18 protein-coding genes are annotated in these 16,601 nt (G+C 62.3%); 7 read left to right on the plus strand and 11 right to left on the minus strand.

Going from position 1 to position 16,601, the window contains the following annotated elements; translation table 11 throughout:
* The 3 genes from HNP33_RS11480 to HNP33_RS11490 all read right to left on the minus strand — a co-directional run.
* A partial coding sequence (locus tag HNP33_RS11480; RefSeq protein ID WP_184708695.1) for a hypothetical protein occupies positions 1 to 865 on the minus strand: 865 nt, incomplete at its 3' end.
* Between the two features lie 484 nt (positions 866 to 1,349).
* Complete coding sequence (locus HNP33_RS11485) at positions 1,350 to 1,880, minus strand: DUF3617 domain-containing protein (protein WP_184708693.1); 531 nt, start codon at positions 1,878 to 1,880, stop codon at positions 1,350 to 1,352.
* A 268-nt stretch (positions 1,881 to 2,148) separates the two neighbouring features.
* Positions 2,149 to 3,030, minus strand: a complete 882-nt coding sequence (locus HNP33_RS11490; RefSeq protein ID WP_184708691.1) for a LysR family transcriptional regulator — start codon at positions 3,028 to 3,030, stop codon at positions 2,149 to 2,151.
* A gap of 111 nt (positions 3,031 to 3,141) precedes the next feature.
* Here HNP33_RS11490 and bla point away from each other — a divergent pair, with 111 nt between their 5' ends.
* The gene (bla, locus tag HNP33_RS11495) at positions 3,142 to 4,035 is read left to right on the plus strand and encodes a class A beta-lactamase (protein WP_418903839.1); all 894 of its coding nucleotides are present in this window, start codon (positions 3,142 to 3,144) and stop codon (positions 4,033 to 4,035) included.
* 32 nt (positions 4,036 to 4,067) lie between these two features.
* Here bla and argA read toward each other — a convergent pair whose 3' ends face one another.
* The gene (argA, locus tag HNP33_RS11500) at positions 4,068 to 5,414 is read right to left on the minus strand and encodes an amino-acid N-acetyltransferase (protein ID WP_184708687.1); all 1,347 of its coding nucleotides are present in this window, start codon (positions 5,412 to 5,414) and stop codon (positions 4,068 to 4,070) included.
* A 285-nt stretch (positions 5,415 to 5,699) separates the two neighbouring features.
* Between argA and HNP33_RS11505 the strand changes: the two genes are divergently transcribed.
* Positions 5,700 to 6,680, plus strand: coding sequence for a Bug family tripartite tricarboxylate transporter substrate binding protein (locus tag HNP33_RS11505; RefSeq protein WP_184708686.1), 981 nt, complete (start codon positions 5,700 to 5,702; stop codon positions 6,678 to 6,680).
* Positions 6,681 to 6,774: 94 nt separating this feature from the next.
* Positions 6,775 to 7,392 (plus strand): flavin reductase family protein, encoded by a 618-nt coding sequence (locus HNP33_RS11510; RefSeq protein ID WP_184708684.1) that lies wholly within the window; start codon positions 6,775 to 6,777, stop codon positions 7,390 to 7,392.
* A 107-nt stretch (positions 7,393 to 7,499) separates the two neighbouring features.
* Here HNP33_RS11510 and HNP33_RS11515 read toward each other — a convergent pair whose 3' ends face one another.
* The 3 genes from HNP33_RS11515 to HNP33_RS11525 form a co-directional block, all read right to left on the minus strand.
* Positions 7,500 to 7,778, minus strand: coding sequence for a pentapeptide MXKDX repeat protein (locus HNP33_RS11515; protein WP_184708683.1), 279 nt, complete (start codon positions 7,776 to 7,778; stop codon positions 7,500 to 7,502).
* A 93-nt stretch (positions 7,779 to 7,871) separates the two neighbouring features.
* Positions 7,872 to 8,654, minus strand: a complete 783-nt coding sequence (locus HNP33_RS11520; protein ID WP_184708682.1) for a molybdopterin-dependent oxidoreductase — start codon at positions 8,652 to 8,654, stop codon at positions 7,872 to 7,874.
* A complete protein-coding gene (locus HNP33_RS11525; protein WP_184708681.1) occupies positions 8,651 to 9,313 on the minus strand; it encodes a cytochrome b/b6 domain-containing protein in 663 nt (220 codons plus the stop codon). Before HNP33_RS11525 ends, HNP33_RS11520 begins: the two co-directional genes overlap by 4 nt.
* Positions 9,314 to 9,408: 95 nt before the next feature.
* On the opposite strand from HNP33_RS11525, the gene HNP33_RS11530 reads away from it, so the two are divergent.
* The 3 genes from HNP33_RS11530 to HNP33_RS11540 all read left to right on the plus strand — a co-directional run bounded on the left by HNP33_RS11530 (position 9,409) and on the right by HNP33_RS11540 (position 12,513).
* The gene (locus tag HNP33_RS11530; RefSeq protein WP_184708680.1) at positions 9,409 to 10,119 is read left to right on the plus strand and encodes a response regulator transcription factor; all 711 of its coding nucleotides are present in this window, start codon (positions 9,409 to 9,411) and stop codon (positions 10,117 to 10,119) included.
* A 29-nt stretch (positions 10,120 to 10,148) separates the two neighbouring features.
* On the plus strand, positions 10,149 to 11,612 hold the full coding sequence (locus HNP33_RS11535) for a sensor histidine kinase (RefSeq protein WP_184708706.1): 1,464 nt from the start codon (positions 10,149 to 10,151) through the stop codon (positions 11,610 to 11,612).
* Positions 11,613 to 11,712: 100 nt separating this feature from the next.
* Entirely contained in the window at positions 11,713 to 12,513 is an 801-nt protein-coding gene (locus HNP33_RS11540) for a glycine-rich domain-containing protein (RefSeq protein ID WP_184708679.1), read from the plus strand.
* 9 nt (positions 12,514 to 12,522) lie between these two features.
* Here HNP33_RS11540 and HNP33_RS11545 read toward each other — a convergent pair whose 3' ends face one another.
* Genes HNP33_RS11545 through HNP33_RS11560 form a run of 4 tightly spaced genes read right to left on the minus strand, consistent with a single transcriptional unit; the run spans position 12,523 to position 15,706 of the window.
* Positions 12,523 to 12,723 carry a DUF2783 domain-containing protein gene (locus HNP33_RS11545; RefSeq protein ID WP_184708678.1) on the minus strand — a complete coding sequence of 67 codons (201 nt, stop codon included), beginning with the start codon at positions 12,721 to 12,723 and terminating at the stop codon, positions 12,523 to 12,525.
* Positions 12,724 to 12,734: 11 nt separating this feature from the next.
* Positions 12,735 to 14,483 (minus strand): FAD-dependent oxidoreductase, encoded by a 1,749-nt coding sequence (locus HNP33_RS11550; protein ID WP_184708677.1) that lies wholly within the window; start codon positions 14,481 to 14,483, stop codon positions 12,735 to 12,737.
* Between the two features lie 25 nt (positions 14,484 to 14,508).
* The gene (locus HNP33_RS11555) at positions 14,509 to 15,465 is read right to left on the minus strand and encodes an MBL fold metallo-hydrolase (protein ID WP_184708676.1); all 957 of its coding nucleotides are present in this window, start codon (positions 15,463 to 15,465) and stop codon (positions 14,509 to 14,511) included.
* A gap of 58 nt (positions 15,466 to 15,523) precedes the next feature.
* Positions 15,524 to 15,706 carry a hypothetical protein gene (locus tag HNP33_RS11560; protein ID WP_184708674.1) on the minus strand — a complete coding sequence of 61 codons (183 nt, stop codon included), beginning with the start codon at positions 15,704 to 15,706 and terminating at the stop codon, positions 15,524 to 15,526.
* Here HNP33_RS11560 and HNP33_RS11565 point away from each other — a divergent pair.
* Positions 15,705 to 16,511, plus strand: a complete 807-nt coding sequence (locus HNP33_RS11565) for an IclR family transcriptional regulator (protein ID WP_184708672.1) — start codon at positions 15,705 to 15,707, stop codon at positions 16,509 to 16,511. The two genes, HNP33_RS11560 and HNP33_RS11565, sit on opposite strands and share 2 nt — an antisense overlap.
* Positions 16,512 to 16,601 lie beyond the last annotated feature (90 nt).

Consider the following 16,601-nt stretch of genomic DNA (forward strand, 5'->3'; position numbering starts at 1 on the left):
TATCAGCCTTGTCAAAGGATTTGGTCACCTTGGGCAGACCGCATGCGCCGTTCTCTGAGGTGGCGGCATTGACGAAGGCCGGGCCTACCTTGCCTCTGTTGTTGGTCCAAGTAAGAGTGGCCGGAGGATCATAGAAAGGCGTGATATCAACGACCGCAAAGACACATGCTCCATTACTTGCGTTGGATTGAATCGTCGGTATCAGAAGCCCATAGACACTGTTGGTTGGCGTTGTACCGGCAGGTGGAAAGCTTGCGGGAGGTGTGCCTGCCGCTAAGTACAGCGCGTTGCTTGCAGGTACGTTATTGATGTAGGTGATGGCTCCACCATAAAAAGGATTCAAGCCCGTAAAGGATGCGGCGTAAGGGGAGTTTGTATTCAACGGGAACTGCGCGTCATTGCCACCCGAGCTGCCTAGTAAAAAAGTCGAGCCAGTGGCGGCATTCAACGTATTTACCATCTTCTGAGCGTTTGCACCATTGGTCGCTTCGCAGCATCCATCCACAAAAAAGACAATGGAGTTGGCCCAACGGTTTGCTACGGCGCTTTGGAGAACAGCCCAGTTGGTATTGTCAATAGGGTTATAGGTGCTTGCTACAACAACAATGTCATAAGGCCCCGGGGCGGCAGTGAATGTGGCCTGCGAGATCCCATTGGCATTGCTAAGCACCGTCATGCGGGTCAGATTTGCCGCACCAACGACGCTTCCAAACTCAGCTTCAAGATTGTCGTTGGCTTGCATGGCATCAGCAGCACTCTCAGTGGTGGTAAGCAGTAGCACTTTTTGTGCAAAGGCTTGCTGAGAACCACCCCAAAGGAGTGCCGCTGTGAGCAAGAAGCCCAGAGCGCGAATGATTTTCTGCATCTTCTTCCCTAACCAGATTAACGTATAGATACAACTGGATTGTCAACGAAATGGATTACTTGAGTCCATGCTGCATCTTGTTCTGTGGTTCGGTTCAAACATGAATGACAATTGTTTTTTTAAAAACGTATTCTTTGATAACTTGCTTGTCGAAGGCTCCGCATGCCACAGGCGGCCTTGACATGGATGCATGTTGCATGCTCTGGCGCGCGAAAGGAGCGGGAAAAAGGCTCGCTTGTGCTGAGGGGGTGAAGTGGTATGAGGGTGAGCGACCTTGCTCGCCTCAAACTTGGAGCTGTACCCGCGCGCGGGGACAGAGATGATGGCGCCCGGGCCGTGCTTGGGGCCCGCCAGGGTTAAACGCCGCAGGTTTGTCTCGCCTTTGTCCTCGGTTTGCGCTGTATCGAGCAGCCTGTCGTTGCCCGTTGACGGCAATGAAAAAGCCCGGCGGGGCCGGGCTTGGCTGCGGGCGCGTACTGGCAGCTTACTTGGCCTGCAGCCCTGTGATGTCGTAGAAGTTGATCTTGTTGCCGTCCGGGAACATACGGTCGCCGGGCTTCATGCCCGCAGGGCAGGCGCCCATGTACTCGCCCTTGATGTTGCGCGTGGTCTCAACGATCTGGCCATCAGGCATCTGCTGCTTGGTGACCGAGAGCACATGGAAGTTGGTCTGGAAATCTCCGGTGATCTTGCGGCTGGTCTCGATGCGCTGCTCGGTCTGGCCGACCTTGCAGTTGGAGGTGAACTGCCAGCCATTGCTGTCTTTGTTGCTGCCGGTCTGGCACTGCTGGACGTCGTGCTTAGCTTTTTGCAGCTCACGGGTCTTGTAGAAGGTGTCCTTGTCCATGCAGTCCTGGAACGTCACGGTCTCACCAGTCTGGTCTGTCGAGCTGACCTGCCAGTGGCCGGATTTGGGGCGGGGCAGGTCTTCAATACCGCCGGTAGAGGCGCAGCCTGCAGCCAGCAGGGCAGCGGCGACGACCGACAGGGAAGTGGTGTAGCGGATGGGTAGCATGTGATCCTCTCAATGTGAGCCATCCCGCAAGGGGGATGTTTTTGCAAGGGTGTTATGTCTTGATCCTAGGAGACCCGCTGGCAGAACATTGTCTGACGAGTGCCGCCTCTCATGTAGGAGAGAGGAGCGGGCTGAATCGACTGTAACTGAATTTGCGGCACTTCTCGGGGAGGTTCTAGGAACCTTCTGCAAGACTCCCTGCCATGGTCTGAATGCGGTCCCGGGCGATCTGCGTCCATCCCATCTGGCGAGGATTTTGCGAGGATCCCTAGACGCCGTGCAATTCATTGCCTTGCAGGCATTGCTGCTGCAGCCAGCTCTCAAAAGTCTGCAAGGCGAGCGACGGTGCGCGTGCCTTGGGCTGCGTCAACCAGTAGCTGCCGGTGTCCAGCGTCTGCGAAAAGGGCGCGATCAGGCGGCCCGCCTGCACGTCGCGGGAGAACAGGCGCATGGGCAGCAAGGCCACGCCCAGCCCCTGGGCGGCAGCCTCGGCCAGGGTCAGCGACGAATCGAACACCGTGCCGCGCAGTGCTGGACATTCCATGCCGGCATGGCTGAACCAGTCGTTCCACTCGCCTGCGCGGTAGGAGCGCAGCAGGGTTTCGCGGGCCAGATCGGCAGGCTGGGTCAGGCGCGCGGCGATGGCGGGAGCGCACATGGGGGTGAGCGGTGCATGCAGCAGCAAGGTGGCCGCCGTGCCATGCCAGGCGCCATCGCCAAAGCGGATGGCGCAATCGAGCCCTTCGCCAGCCAGATCCACCCGGTTGTTGTGGGTGAAGATGCGCAGGTCGATGAAGGCATGGGCTTCCTGCAGGGCGCGCAGCCGGGGCAGGAGCCAACCGACGGCAAAGGTGCCCACCACGCCGACCGACAGCACTTCGCGCGGTCGCCTGTCGTGCACCTGCTCCAGCGCGCGGGCAAGGCTGCCGAATGCGCCGCTGACCACCGGCACCAGGGCCAGGCCTTCGTCGGTCAGTGCCAGGCCGCGCGGCAGGCGGCGAAACAAAGGCTTGCCCAGGCGTTCTTCCAACTGGCGGATGTGTTGGCTGACGGCTGCCTGGGTGACGTGCAGCTCCAGCGCAGCCCGGGTGAGATTGAGATGGCGGGCAGCGGCTTCGAAGGCGCGCAGTGCGTTCAGCGGTAAATGCATGGGGGTTAAGTTTTTCTAAGGTTTCTTCTTGGTTTTCATCGTTGGTCAACGTTGCTTATTCCTTATAAATTCAAGCCATCCGCAACGAATGATTAATTTTAAGGATTGAAGATGATGAAGAGAAGAAAGTTTTTCTTGGCTGTCGGCAGTGCAGGCATGGTGGCGGCGGCGCATGGAAAATCTCCGGCACCCAAGGCGGCGGTCGGCGAGGCGCAGCGCAGTTTCACCAGTGCCATGCAGGCGATCGAGCAGCGCGTGGGCGGGCGTCTGGGGGTGGCAGTGCTGGACACGGGCTCAGGTCTATCGCTGGGGTGGCGGCAGGAGGAGCGTTTTCCGATGTGCAGCACCTTCAAGATGTTGCTGGCCGGGCAGGTGCTGTCCGAGGTCGATGTGCGGCGCGAGCGGCTCGACGCGGAAGTGCGGTTTGATCGCTCCATCCTGGTTGAGCACTCTCCGGTGACGGAAAAGCATGCTGGCATATCGCCGATGACGGTGGAACAGCTGTGCGAGGCAGTGATGACCATCAGCGACAACGGAGCGGCCAACCTGCTGCTGGATCGCGTGGGCGGCCCGGCGGGCTTTACCCGTTACATGCGCAGCCTGGCTGACACGGTAACAAGGCTCGACCGGATCGAGCCCGCCATGAGTGAGTCGCGCCCTGGCGATGTGCGTGACACTACCAGCCCGTCAGCCATGCTGACCAGCATGCGTGCACTGACCTTGGGCCGCGCCTTGAGCGTGACGGGGCGCAAGCGGTTGGTGGACTGGATGCTGGCCAACAAAACCGGCGACAACTGCCTGCGCGCTGGCGCCAAGGGCTGGACGGTGGCCGACAAGACCGGCTCCGGCCCGGGCACCCGCAATGACGTAGGCCTGCTCTGGCCGCCCGGCGGCGGGGCGCCCATTCTGGTCGCCAGCTTTCTGACTGCCACCAAGGCAGAACCTCCGGCCCGCGATGCGGCGCTGGCCAGCGTCGCGGCGCAGGTTGTCAAACAGTGGAGCTGACGCGGGCGAGCACCTGATGAGTGCGCAGCGGATTACAGGTACTTGACCAGCACCTGGCTCTTGCGGCTCCAGTTGTACTTGGCCTTGCGCTGTTCGGGCAGCCAGTCGGGGTCAACCGGCTGGAAGCCGCGCTTGATGAACCAGTGCATGGTGCGGGTGGTGAGCACGAAAATGCTCTTGAGGCCGGTGGCGCGGGCGCGCTGTTCGATGCGCTTGAGCAGCTTTTCTCCATCGCCCGTCCCCTGGCTTTGCGGCGAGACGGTCACCGCCGCCATTTCGCCCGTCTGCGCTTCAGGGTAGGGGTAGAGCGCCGCACAGCCGAAGATCACGCCATCGTGCTCGATGATGGTGTAAGCGGAAATGTCGCGCTCGATCTCGGTGCGGCTGCGCTTGACCAGCGTGCCGTCCTTTTCAAAGGGCTCGATCAGCTGCAGGATGCCGCCCACATCGTCGGGCTTGGCTTCGCGCAGCTCTTCGAGGCGCTCGTCGATGATCATGGTGCCGATGCCATCGTGCACATACACTTCAAGAAGCAGCGCGCCATCGGTGGCAAATGGCAGGATGTGGCTGCGTTCCACGCCATCCTTGCAGGCCTTGACGCAGTGCTGCAGGTAAAAGCCCACATCGGTGGGCAGGGTGGCAGGTGGCAGCTCGGCCAGCAGCTTTTGCGCAACATCCAGCGGCAGCTCGGTATCGATCGGGTTGTCTTCGCCTTCGGGCTCCAGGGGCTTGAGGCGAATGCCTGGCACCTCGGTCAGGAACATCAATTTGTCGGCCTTGAGCTCAATGGCGATGCGGGTGGCGACTTCTTCCATGCTCAGATTGAACGCTTCGCCCGTGGGTGAAAAGCCAAAGGGCGATACCAGCACCATTGCGCCCATGTCGAGCGTGCGGTGAATGCCGCCGACATCGACCTTGCGCACCAGGCCGGAATGCATGAAATCCACGCCGTCCACGATGCCGACGGGGCGCGCGGTGACAAAATTGCCCGAGATGACGCGCACCGTGGCCCCGGCCATCGGCGTATTGGGCAAGCCCTGGCTGAAAGCCGCTTCAATCTCGAATCTCAGCTGGCCAGCTGCTTCCTGGGCGCAGTCCAGCGCAACGGAATCCGTAACCCGTATGCCGTGTGAATAGCGGGGGGCATGGCCTTTGGCGGCTAGTTGTTCGTTCACCTGCGGGCGAAAGCCATGCACCAGCACGATCTTGACCCCCAAGGCCTGGATCAGTGCCAGATCCTGCGCAATCGATTGCAGCTTGCCTGCCGCGATGGCTTCACCGGTGATTCCCACCACAAAGGTCTGGTTGCGGAACTTGTGGATATACGGTGCCACCGAGCGGAACCAGGGCACAAAGGTGAAATTGAATACGGCGGACATGGAGTGGCGTGGAGTATCTCGGTGGCAAGTGACCTGGCCTGCGTGGGGATCTGCAGGAATTCGTCAACACATTCGTTGGCCGCTATTGTTATACAAACCCAGGCCCCGCGTGCACAAGCGCCGCGCTTTGTGCCACTCAAAAGGCCCAAAAACTGTAGCCTATGCGATACGCCGTTTTCGCCCTGCGGAAGTGGAGGTTTGGCAAACGCAAACGGCGCGGTGCACACAAAGCGCAAGCCTGCACCGATGATGGCGGTTTTGAAAAACCAGAACCGGAGACAAACCATGGCCATCCTCAATCGCCGCCAGCTGCTGGCCCTCGGCGCATCGCCCCTTGCCGCCACGCTGCCCTGGCAGGCCGCGCATGCGGCAGACTACCCCAGCAAACAGGTGAAATTCATCGTGCCGTTCCCACCCGGCGGGCCGGTGGACACCACGGCTCGCGCCTTTGCCGTGCCTTTGGGCCAACTGTGGGGGCAGGGCACCTTTGTTGACAACCGGGCGGGTGGCGGCGGGATCGTGGGTGCCGAAGTGGCCGCCAAGCAGCCGCCCGACGGCTATGGCCTGTTTGTGGGCGCCATCCACCATTCGGTCAACCCCTCGCTGCATGCCAAGCTGGGCTACGATATTCAGAAGGACTTTGCACCCATCAGCTTTGCCGCCATGTTTCCGGTTTTCCTGGTCGTCAATCCCAGTGTGCCGGCCAAGAATGTGAAAGAGCTGATAGCCCTGGCCAAAAAGCCCGACAGCAACCTGAGCTTTGCTTCATCCGGCAATGGGGGCGGAACGCACCTGGCAGGCGAGCTGTTCAACATGCACGCAGGCACCAAGCTTTTGCACGTTCCGTACAAGGGCAGCGCTCCGGCCATGACGGATGTGCTGGGCGGGCAGGTGGCGATGATGTTCAGTGACGCACCGACGGCCATCCCCCACATCAAGACCGGCAAGGTACGGGTGCTGGGCGTGGCCAGCCCCCAGCGCTCGGCCCTGCTGCCCGATGTGCCAACCATTGCAGAGCAGGGCCTGCCCGGTTACGACGCATACTCGTGGGCCGCCCTGTTTGCACCGGCAGGCACGCCCAAGGACGTGATCGCCAAAATCAACACCGATTTCAACAAGGTGATGCGAGACCCGGAAGTCAAGCAGCGCCTGTACGTGGCGGGCGCCGAGGCTGACCCGGGCACGCCCGAGGACATGGCCAGGCGCCTGCAGTCTGAGATGGACAAATGGGCCAAGGTGGTCAAGGCGGCAGATATCAAGATCTGACCCAGGGCGGCCCCCCATGCCTGGTGAGGCCGGGTGGGGGGGGCGGAGGGTATCTGCGCTGCACAATAGGGCGATCTGAAAGCAGTGTGAAACCATGAATTCAATAGCAGATACCGTGCAACAGCAGGGCGCAGGTGCCTATTTTCAATCCGTGCCGCTGGAGAAGGCCTACCGGCTGCTCAACCACGGGCCCACGGTGCTGGTGTCGGCCCAGCATGCGGGCGAGCGCAATGTGATGGCCGCAGCCTGGGCGTGCGCGCTGGATTTCAGCCCGCCCAAGGTAACGGTGGTGCTCGACAAGGCCACCCGAACCCGCGCACTGGTGGAAGCCAGTGGCCGCTTTGCGCTGCAATTGCCCACGGTGCCGCAGGCTGCCATGACGGTGGAGTTGGGCACGGTCAGCGCCCTGCAGCAACCGGACAAGCTGGTGCAATCGGGTGTGCAGCTGTTTGCCGCACCCGGGCACGGCACGCCCCTGGTCGCCGGTTGCGCAGCCTGGCTGGAATGCCGCCTGATCCCCGAGCAGCACAACCAGCAGGCGTATGACCTCTTTATTGGCGAGGTGACGGGTGCCTGGGCCGACAGCCGGGTGTTTGCCAACGGCCATTGGATGTTTGAAACCGCTCCGCCCGAGCTGCGCACCCTTCACTACGTGGCGGGCGGTCATTTCTATGCGACAGGTGCGGCGGTGGTGGTGCCATCGCAGCCGTGATGACGTTTGATCGCGGCCGAGGCGCTGTGGCGATGAGGTTCAGCCAGAACGAACCGTTGCGATAGAGCCGTTCTGGCTTTGGCTTTGGGTTTGCCTTTGGTGTGGGGTTACTTGCTCATGTTGTCTTTGGACATGGCGTCCTTGCCCATGGCGTCCTTCTTCATGGGATCCTTGCCCATGGCATCTTTACCCATGGCGTCCTTTTTCATGGCGCCTTTGTCCATGGCGTCTTTGCCCATGCCGTCCTTGTGCTTGGCGTCCTTGTCCATGGCCGATGGTTTGTCCATGCCCATGGCGTCCTTGGCCATTGGGTCGGCGGCAAAGGCGGAGGCAGCGCCCAAGGCGAGGCAAATGGAGAGTGCAGCGGTGGTGAATGCGTTTTTCATGATGGAACTTTCAAGGTTGAGGTTGCAGGAAACGGCACAAGCCGCGGGGAGAAAACGGCATGGGCCGTGGGGGAACGGAAACGGTGGCGGCTGTCAGCTGCCGCCGAACCAGTTGTAGCCCTGGTCTTCCCAGTAGCCACGGTTGTAGGTGTTGCTCACGAAGATGGCCGTGATGTGCTTGGGGTTCTTGTAGCCCAGCTTGGTTGGCATGCGCAGCTTCATCGGAAAGCCGTAGCGGGGCGGCAGCGGCTGCCCGTCCCAGTCGATTGCCAGCAGCGTCTGCGGATGCAGGGCCGTGGCCATGTCGATGCTGGTGTAGTAGTTGTCGGCGCACTGAAAACCGACATAGCGTGCGCTGAGATCTGCGCCCACGGCGCGCAGAAAGTCACCAAAGCGCGGGCCACCCCACTTGCCGATGGCGCTCCAGCCTTCCACGCAGATGTGGCGCGTTACCTGGCTGTGCTGGGGCAGGGCGCGCAGCTCGTGCAGCTGCCAGCGGCGCTTGTCGGCAACAAGGCCGGTAACTTCCAGCCGGTAGCTGCCTGCATCTACGCGCGGTATCTCGCTTTCACCGTAGAAGGCGTTGAACGGAAAGGGGCGCGTGATCATTGAGTCGGGGTAGGTGGGCGCCAGGCGTGAAGCGTCGAACAGCCACCCCTGCGCGGCATCGTTGAAGCGGGAGATACGTGTGAGCGCCGCCTCGGCCGTGGCGCTGTCGTCGATGCGGCAGCCGCTGAGCAGGGCAAGGCCGCCCAGCGTAAGACCGCGCCTGATGAATTGCCTGCGCGCATCCAGAGGCAGTTGCCTGGTGACCAGCTTGCGTGCCTCGGACACGACCGCGTCCGCATTGTCCCTCTGCCAGATGAATGGGTTCATGTTGCGCTCTCCTGCTGTGTTGTGCGTTGCCATGTGGGGCGGCCCAGCAGCATGGTGAGCAGCGAGCGCGGCACCAGCACGACCATGGCGATGTGCACCGCGATGAAGCCGACCAGCAAGGCCATGGATATGAAGTGAATGCGCCGCGCCATCTCGTAGCCGCCCAACAGTTCTCGCAGCAGCGGAAACTGCACCGATTTCCAGATCACCAGGCCGCTCACGACCAGCAGCACCAGGTCTGCCACGGCGAACAGATACGCCGCGCGTTGCACCTGGTTGTAGTGGCCCAGGTCTGCATGGGACAGCCGCGCCGTCAGTGCAAGCCATGCATCGCGCAGTATGCCGCGCGGCGAGACGGGAAACATGCGCCGCGCCCAGCGGCCGGTAAGCAGGTTGAGCAGCAGATAGGCGAGGCCATTGACGGCCAGCAGCCACATGCCGGCAAAATGCCATTGCAGTGCGCCCCCCAGCCAGCCCCCCAGGGTGATGCCGGCGGGAAAGGTGAAATCGCCAAAGATGGGCGAGGCGTTGTAGATGCGCCATCCGCTCATCACCATGACCACGACGGCCGCGGCATTGAGCCAGTGGGTGATGCGCAGCCACAGCGGTTGCAAAGGCCTGCGCTTGTGTGGAGATGCTGATGGAGTGTGCTTTGGCATGGGTGCATTGTTCGGTGCGCCTGTTCCCCAAGTCCTCACCAAAAGTTCAAAAAATCGTGATACTTGACCGTGCGCTTCTGCAGGAGAATGCGCTGATGGACACCCCCAAACGCATCCTGATCGTCGAAGACGACGAACACATCGCCGAGCTGCTGCGCATGCACCTGAGCGATGAAGGCTTTGACGTCGAGCATGTGGCCGATGGCCGTCTGGGCCTGGAGGCCGTGGAGCGTGGCGGCTGGCATGCCCTGGTGCTGGACCTGATGCTGCCGGGCGTGGATGGCCTTGAAATCTGCCGGCGTGCGCGGGCCATGGCCTATTACGTGCCCATCATCATCACGAGTGCGCGCTCCAGCGAGGTGCATCGCATCCTGGGGCTGGAGCTGGGCGCTGACGACTATCTGGCCAAACCGTTCTCCGTGATGGAGCTGGTGGCTCGTGTGCGGGCGCTCTTGCGGCGCAGCGAGGCGCTGGCACGCAATGCCCGCCTGGAGTCTGGCGTGCTGGCGCTGTGCGGTCTCAGCATCGATCCGATTGCGCGCGAGGCACGGGTTGATGGCAAAGCGGTCGAGCTCACGCCGCGCGAGTTTGATCTGCTGTACTTCTTTGCCCGCCAGCCTGGCAAGGTGTTTTCAAGGCTCGACCTGCTCAACCATGTCTGGGGCTACCAGCACGATGGCTACGAGCACACGGTCAACACGCATATCAACCGGCTGCGCACCAAGATCGAGAAGAACCCGGCCGATCCCCAGCGCATTCTCACGGTCTGGGGGCGTGGCTACAAACTCGCGGAGGATGCCCTGTGATTGCAAGCCTTTCGCGGCGTCTGCAGCGCATGTCGCTGTCACAGCGCCTGTCGTCGGTGTTCGTGGTGTTGCTGCTGGCTTGCTGTGCGGCGTCAGTTGCCCTGCAGATGCGTGGCAGCGAGCGCCATGAGCAGATGGTCATCCAGCGGCTGTCCCTGAACCTTGCGCCGCAGATTGCGCTCTACCCTGAGCTGATGGAGCCGCAGGGGTTCAACCCTGCCGCGGTAAGCGGCCTGTTCGACAAGCTGATGGCGGTGAACCCGAGCGTTGAAGTCTATCTGCTCGATGCTGCGGGCCGCATACGGTCTTATTCGGCGCCCGAAGGAGCCGTCAAGCGCGCACAGATCGATCTTGCCCCGGTGCACCGCCTGCTGGGTGGCACTGCGTTGCCGGTGTTTGGTGACGATCCACGCAACCCCCTGGGCCACAAGGTATTCAGCGCCGCACCGCTACAGCTGGCGGGCCGCGACGCAGGCTATGTGTACGTGATTTTGCAGGGCGAGAACCGCGAGTCGCTGGCCTCGCGTGTGAACGCGGGCAGCGCGGCAAACGCCATGCTGTGGTCGATGGGGCTGGTCGCCTTGCTCGGCATGGTCGCGGGGCTGGCGGCGTTCCGCCTGATCACGCGGCCGCTGCGCGCGCTCACCGAAGGCGTGCGTGGCCTGGAGGCCAATGGCCTGTCGTGGCTGCCGCAGGCCAGGCCCTTGCTGCACCGTGCGGCAAGGGGCGGCGGCGAGATGGCCTTGCTGAGCCAGAGTTTTGAGCGGCTTGCAGAGCGTACCGAAGAACAATGGCAGGCGCTGCGGCAGCAAGACGAGCAGCGCCGCGAGCTCTTTGCCAATCTGTCGCACGATCTGCGCACGCCACTGACGTCGCTGCATGGCTATCTGGAGACGCTGCGCATGAAATCGCAAGTGCTCGCGCCGCACGAGCAGGGCCGCTACCTTGACATTGCACTGGAGCAAAGCCGCAAGGTGGGCCGCCTCGCGCAGGAGATGTTTGAGCTTGCGCGGCTGGAATACGGCGTGGCCAAGCCGGACATGGAGCAGTTCTTTCTCACCGATCTGCTGCAGGATGTGTTCCAGAAATTCGAGTTGACCGTGCAGGCCAAGCAGCAACACCTGACGGCCGACATCGCGCCCGATCTGCCACCGGTGACGGCTGATCTTGCGATGATGGAGCGCGTGCTGGTGAACCTGATCGACAACGCAGTGTGCGCCACGCCAACGGGCGGCGAGATCACGGTCGCGCTGCAGCCGCATGCGGCTGGCGGCATTGAGGTGACGGTGCGCGATACCGGCCCGGGGGTATCGTCCGCCTTGAAGAAGCATTTGTTCGAGCGCCCGGTCGCAATGGATGCCGCATCGCCAAGTGCGCGCGCAGGAGGCTTCGGACTGTTGATCGTGCACCGCATCCTGCAATTGCATGCCAGTAAGATACGCTTGGTGCCGGATGCCGATAGCGGAGCTGTCTTTCACTTCGTGCTTCGATGATTGAAGCTTGGACAGTGGCGATCGCAATCGCAATCGCAATCGCAAACGGAATCGTTAAAGGTGCCGCGTCAGGCCTTCAACAGGCATAAAGGTGTTCGGGATGTATCTGATCTGGCTGGCAGGTGCGGTGGCACTGGTCGTTGGGGTGTGGTGGCGCAGGCGCGTGGGGCGCTCTCGCCTGCAGCGGCAGCGTCTGCGTTATGTGCAAGCCTATGCTTTCCAGCCGCGCTACCACGATGCCCTGCGCGTCGCCTATCCGCAACTGGACGCAGAGGGCTTCAAGCAGGCTGAGCAGGCGTTGCGCCAGTTCTTCATCATGCATCTGCTGGCACCTGGCGAGCGACTGTTGATGCCATCCAACCTGGCAGATGCGCTCTGGCATACCTTCATTCTGGATACGCGGCGCTACCAGCAGTTTTGCCAGCAGGCGTTCGGGCAGATTTTTCACCATATTCCGTCGCATGACATGCCTTCTTCGGCAAGTGTTGCAGGGCAGGGGGGCCGAGAGCGCATGCAGGCCACCTGGAATGCGGCAATGGCGTCAAAGCGCTGGTTGCCCTTGGCCATGCTGGGTGGCATACCGCTTCTGTTTGCACTGGATGCCCATAGCGGCATTGAAGGAGGGCAGCGCTTTGCCGAAGCCGATCTGCGCTACTGGGCGGTGCAGTACGCAAGGGTGGTATCTGCCGGCAATGCAGACACATCTGGCGGCAGTGCGAGCTCGGGCTCCGGTGAGTCAGACCATCCGAGTAGTTGGAGCTCGGATTCGGGAACCAGCGGCTCGTCGTGTACTACACGCAGCACAGGCGGCGATGATGGCGGCAGCAGTGGCTCCAGCTCCTGCGACAGCAACAGCTCCAGCTGCAGTGGAAGCAGCTGCGGCGGTGGCGGCAGCGACTGACGCGGATATTCAGCGTGTAGCGCCATCGGGCAGCCGCGCGGCTGCGAGGGCGGCTTGCAGCACCTCGCTGTCGCGCACATGCTGGGCCAGCACCAGAATGAGACGGGCGTTGAAGGCGTGGCTGTCTTCTTCGGTGAGGCCCTGGTGGGCTTCCAGCAGGGACTGGTAGAAATCATCGCTGCCCGGCCAGGGCGTGTGGGTGTCGAACATGGGCCTTCCCTTCATGCTGCGCAGGCCTGCGCTGCCGCTGCTGGTGTGTTGCAGAGATCGCGGCCCAGCGCCTGGGCCATGGCGTTGTTGATTGCATCGGCGTCGGCGTTGCGCCAGCGGGCGCAGATGTGATGGTCCGGCCGCAGCAGGTAGAGGGTGCCAGCGCGGGCCTCCAGGCGTTGCGCCAGCAGTCCCTGGCTGTCATGCAGCGCATGGCTTGCCTGGTGTGTCTGGTCGCTCGGGTGGTCGCCGATGCTGATGGTTTGCAGGCCCGCAATACCTGCAGCCCAGGCGGGAGGAGGGCCGAAACACAGCAGGTTGAAGTCTGGCCCCAGCTCGCGCAGGATGAAGCTGTGGCGGCCGGTGCGCGCGCACTGCACGGGGGCATCCGGCAGCACGGCGCCCAGTGGCGCGGCGCTGACAAAGCCTTGCGTTGCATTGCCCGGCTGGTGCAGCGGGCTGTGTTGCAGCACGGCGGGCACGGACAGCCGCCCGCTGTTGACCATGCGGCGTGCAAATCCGTGGTGCTGGGCCAGTTGCAGCACGGCCTTGCGAAAGAGGTGGCTGATGGCGCTTTTCGGGGTGATGAAATCCGTCGACCGGGTCGAATTCAGAATATTCTCATCGGCTGCATATTCGCGCTCGCTGCCATAGGTGTCGATCAGGCGGGCAGGTGCATGGCCGCGCAGTATGGCGTCGAGCTTCCAGCCCAGATTGTCGGCATCCTGCACACCGCTGTTGGCGCCACGCGCGCCAAAGGGTGACACGCCATGGGCACTGTCGCCAGCAAACACCACCCGGCCATGCACGAAACGCTCCATGCGCTGGCAGGCAAAGGTGTAGACGCTGGCCCAGACCAGTTCCACATCCACATCGGGCCCGAGCATCGCCTCAATGCGCGGAATGATGCGCGCGGGCTGCTTCTCCACCTCGGGGTCCGCATCCCATCCCAGCTGAAAATCGATGCGCCACACGCCATCGGGCTGCATGTGCAGCAGCACGCTCTGGCCCGGGTGGAAGGGCGGGTTGAACCAGAACCAGCGCTCACAGGGGAAGGGGGCGCTCAGGCGCACATCGGCGATCAGAAAACGGTCCTTGAAGACCTGGCCGCGAGTCTCCAGCCCCAAGGCGCGCCGCACGGTGGAGCGCGATCCGTCGCAGGCCACGAGCCATTGCGCCTGCAGGCGGTAGCTGCCTTCGGGCGTTGCGACTTCGATGGTCGCGCCATCTGCAGTGTGCAGCACATGTTCCACCTTGTGCTGCCAGCGGATGTCTATCAATGGCAACTGCAACGCGCGCTCCACCAGAAAGGCTTCGGCGTAGTACTGCTGCAGGTTGATGAAGGCCGGGCGCTCATGGCCCACTTCAGGCAACAGGTCAAACTGGTAGACGGGATCGGTGGCAGCGCCTTCAAAGACCTTGCCCACCTTCCAGGCCACCCCTTTTTGCACGGCCCGCTCTCCCACGCCCAGGCGGTCCCAGATTTCCAGCGTGCGCTTGGCAAAGCACAGTGCGCGCGATCCGGTGGAGAGGTGCTTGTCATTGTCCAGCACCACCACCGGCTGGCCGCGTTGGGCCAGATCGATGGCAAGGCTCAAGCCCACAGGGCCTGCCCCTACGATGACGACAGGGTGCTCCATGGGCGCTGCGGCATCCTGGTCGGGGCTTCGCAGGTACGGAAACTCCATCGCCTGCAGCGCATCGCCGTCGGCGTGCTGCAGTTGATCGAGCAAGGATCGGCGGACGGCTGCATCTGGCATGGCGGCTCCTGGCGGTAGATGGCAATCAGCCTTCCAGTGCCTGCCACATGGCCTGGTCACGCTCGGCTGTCCAGATGCGAGGGTCCGGGTACTGCGTGGCCTCGTCGTAGGCACGGGTCACGTCAAACGGCATGCAATGGTCAAAGATTACCCATTGGCCATACTTGGGCTGCAGCGCGGCATAGGCCTCCTTGTAGGCCTGCTTCAGGTCTTTGCCAGCCTGGGCGCTGGCGGCAATGCTCTGGTACAGGTCCTGGATGAAGCTGCGCGTGCCTGCCAGGCCTGCAGCCACCTGCTCGGGGGTCTTGAGTGCAGCGCCTCGGCCGGGCACCAGGTTGGCGGGTTTCAATGCAGCAATCGCGTCCAGCGTGTACGGCCAGTCCTTGAAATAGGCATCGCCCGCGTACGGCGTGGCATCAAACTCCACCAGATCGCCACTGAACAGGGTGCGTTCGCCCGGCAGCCAGACAACCGTATCGCCCTTGGTGTGGCCGCGCCCAAGCTGCAGAATCTGCACCTCCAGCTTGCCCAGCCACAGGGTCATCTTGCCGGTGAAGGTGATGGTGGGCCAGGTCATGCCTGCGGGTACGCTCTCGACGTTCTGGAACAGGCGTGGAAAGCGGCCTATCTCGCTGGCCTTGTCCTGCTCACCGCGTTCCACGATGAGGTCATAGGTGTCCTGGCTGGCAATGATGTGTTCGGCGCCATAGGCCGATGCCCCCAGCACGCGCACCGCATGGTAGTGGCTCAGGGTCACATAGCGGATGGGCTTGTCGGTCACCTCGCGGATGCGGCGGATCACGTCCTGTGCCATCACGGGCGTGGCCTGTGTGTCGATCACCATCACCGCATCGTCTCCGATGACGATGCCGGTGTTCGGATCGCCTTCGGCGGTATAGGCCCAGGCATGCTCGGAGAGTTGCTCGAACGTCACCTTCTTCACTTCGGTGTCGGCATGGGAGGCAAAGGCTTTGGTGTTCATGGCAGGTGGTGAATTTGCTTTTGACAAATTGATTTGGTTTAGTTGAATAAATTGTCGATCAAATATTTGTTTTTGTGTAATGCATTTGATAATGGTTAATACCTAGTGTGCAGGCCATGCTGCCTTGGCACGCTCGTGAACAGGTGGATGGCTGGGGCTTTTGGCGCACTGCATTGCTGCACAATCGCGCTGCTGCCTGTCCCTTTTCTTTCGTTCGTTCTTTCTTTTTCTTGACCGCCATGTCCTCTCCAAACCCGTCCATGTCCGCAACCTCCATGTCTGCCAGCCGACAGCGGGGCATCCAGAGCGTGGAAGTGGGCGGCCAGCTGCTGCTGGCGCTGGTGCGTGCCGGGTGCAGCCTGGCGCTCAAGGATTTGGCAGCGCAGGCCGGCATGACGCCTGCCAAGGCGCATCCTTACCTCGTCAGCTTTGGCCAGCTGGGCCTCGTGGTGCAGGATGCTGCGGGTCTGTACGGCCTGGGGCCGCTCGCATTGCAGATGGGGGCGATTGCACTGCAGCAGGCCGATCCGGTGCAGGTGGCCAGCAGCGCGTTGCCCGAGATTGCGCAGCAGTTTGGTTGCTCGGCATCGGTGGCGGTATGGAGCAGCCAGGGGCCCATCATCGTGCACAGTGTGCAGGGGCCGCAGCAGGTGAATGTGACCATGCGGCTGGGCATGACTGCGGCGCTGTTCGAGACGGCCACGGGCCAGGTGTTTTCAGCGCTGCTGCCTGCATCGGAGGTGGAGACCGTAGTCAGACACCAGGGCTTGCTGCGGCAATGGCGCAGCACGGCTTTGGTGCAAACCTTGCAGGCCGTGCGAAAAGAGGGCATTGCCGAGGTGCGCGATGTACTGATTGAAGGAGTGACAGCGCTCGGTGTGCCGGTGTACAACGGCCTGGGCCAGCCGGTGGTGTGCATTGCGGTGATCGGCCCGCATGCGCGCTGGCAGGCGTATGCCCAGCGCGCGGGCAGCGCTCCGGCTGCTGACTGGCTGCGCGAGCGCGCAGCGCGCCTGTCGGCGCAGCTGGGGTTTTATCCGCGCTAGTTTTGTGAAAACCAGCTTGGAGCGAAACGCCTGTGCGCGCAATGTAATCAAATTTCATAGCAATCAACGCCAGACGAACCAGTGCACCGG

The organism is Comamonas odontotermitis, from assembly GCF_014207855.1.
GTDB classification, from domain to species: domain Bacteria; phylum Pseudomonadota; class Gammaproteobacteria; order Burkholderiales; family Burkholderiaceae_C; genus Comamonas; species Comamonas odontotermitis_A.

What these genes read in the sequence shown, in the direction of transcription:
- HNP33_RS11560 (WP_184708674.1), bottom strand. Translation starts at nt 15,706, where the DNA reads ATGGCGGTCAAGAAAAAGAAAGAACGAACGAAAGAAAAGGGACAGGCA.
- HNP33_RS11530 (WP_184708680.1), top strand. Translation starts at nt 9,409, where the DNA reads ATGGACACCCCCAAACGCATCCTGATCGTCGAAGACGACGAACACATC.
- HNP33_RS11545 (WP_184708678.1), bottom strand. Translation starts at nt 12,723, where the DNA reads ATGTTCGACACCCACACGCCCTGGCCGGGCAGCGATGATTTCTACCAG.
- HNP33_RS11520 (WP_184708682.1), bottom strand. Translation starts at nt 8,654, where the DNA reads ATGAACCCATTCATCTGGCAGAGGGACAATGCGGACGCGGTCGTGTCC.
- HNP33_RS11540 (WP_184708679.1), top strand. Translation starts at nt 11,713, where the DNA reads ATGTATCTGATCTGGCTGGCAGGTGCGGTGGCACTGGTCGTTGGGGTG.
- HNP33_RS11535 (WP_184708706.1), top strand. Translation starts at nt 10,149, where the DNA reads ATGTCGCTGTCACAGCGCCTGTCGTCGGTGTTCGTGGTGTTGCTGCTG.
- HNP33_RS11485 (WP_184708693.1), bottom strand. Translation starts at nt 1,880, where the DNA reads ATGCTACCCATCCGCTACACCACTTCCCTGTCGGTCGTCGCCGCTGCC.
- HNP33_RS11490 (WP_184708691.1), bottom strand. Translation starts at nt 3,030, where the DNA reads ATGCATTTACCGCTGAACGCACTGCGCGCCTTCGAAGCCGCTGCCCGC.
- bla (WP_418903839.1), top strand. Translation starts at nt 3,142, where the DNA reads ATGATGAAGAGAAGAAAGTTTTTCTTGGCTGTCGGCAGTGCAGGCATG.
- HNP33_RS11550 (WP_184708677.1), bottom strand. Translation starts at nt 14,483, where the DNA reads ATGCCAGATGCAGCCGTCCGCCGATCCTTGCTCGATCAACTGCAGCAC.
- HNP33_RS11515 (WP_184708683.1), bottom strand. Translation starts at nt 7,778, where the DNA reads ATGAAAAACGCATTCACCACCGCTGCACTCTCCATTTGCCTCGCCTTG.
- HNP33_RS11525 (WP_184708681.1), bottom strand. Translation starts at nt 9,313, where the DNA reads ATGCCAAAGCACACTCCATCAGCATCTCCACACAAGCGCAGGCCTTTG.
- HNP33_RS11510 (WP_184708684.1), top strand. Translation starts at nt 6,775, where the DNA reads ATGAATTCAATAGCAGATACCGTGCAACAGCAGGGCGCAGGTGCCTAT.
- HNP33_RS11565 (WP_184708672.1), top strand. Translation starts at nt 15,705, where the DNA reads ATGTCCTCTCCAAACCCGTCCATGTCCGCAACCTCCATGTCTGCCAGC.
- HNP33_RS11505 (WP_184708686.1), top strand. Translation starts at nt 5,700, where the DNA reads ATGGCCATCCTCAATCGCCGCCAGCTGCTGGCCCTCGGCGCATCGCCC.
- HNP33_RS11555 (WP_184708676.1), bottom strand. Translation starts at nt 15,465, where the DNA reads ATGAACACCAAAGCCTTTGCCTCCCATGCCGACACCGAAGTGAAGAAG.
- argA (WP_184708687.1), bottom strand. Translation starts at nt 5,414, where the DNA reads ATGTCCGCCGTATTCAATTTCACCTTTGTGCCCTGGTTCCGCTCGGTG.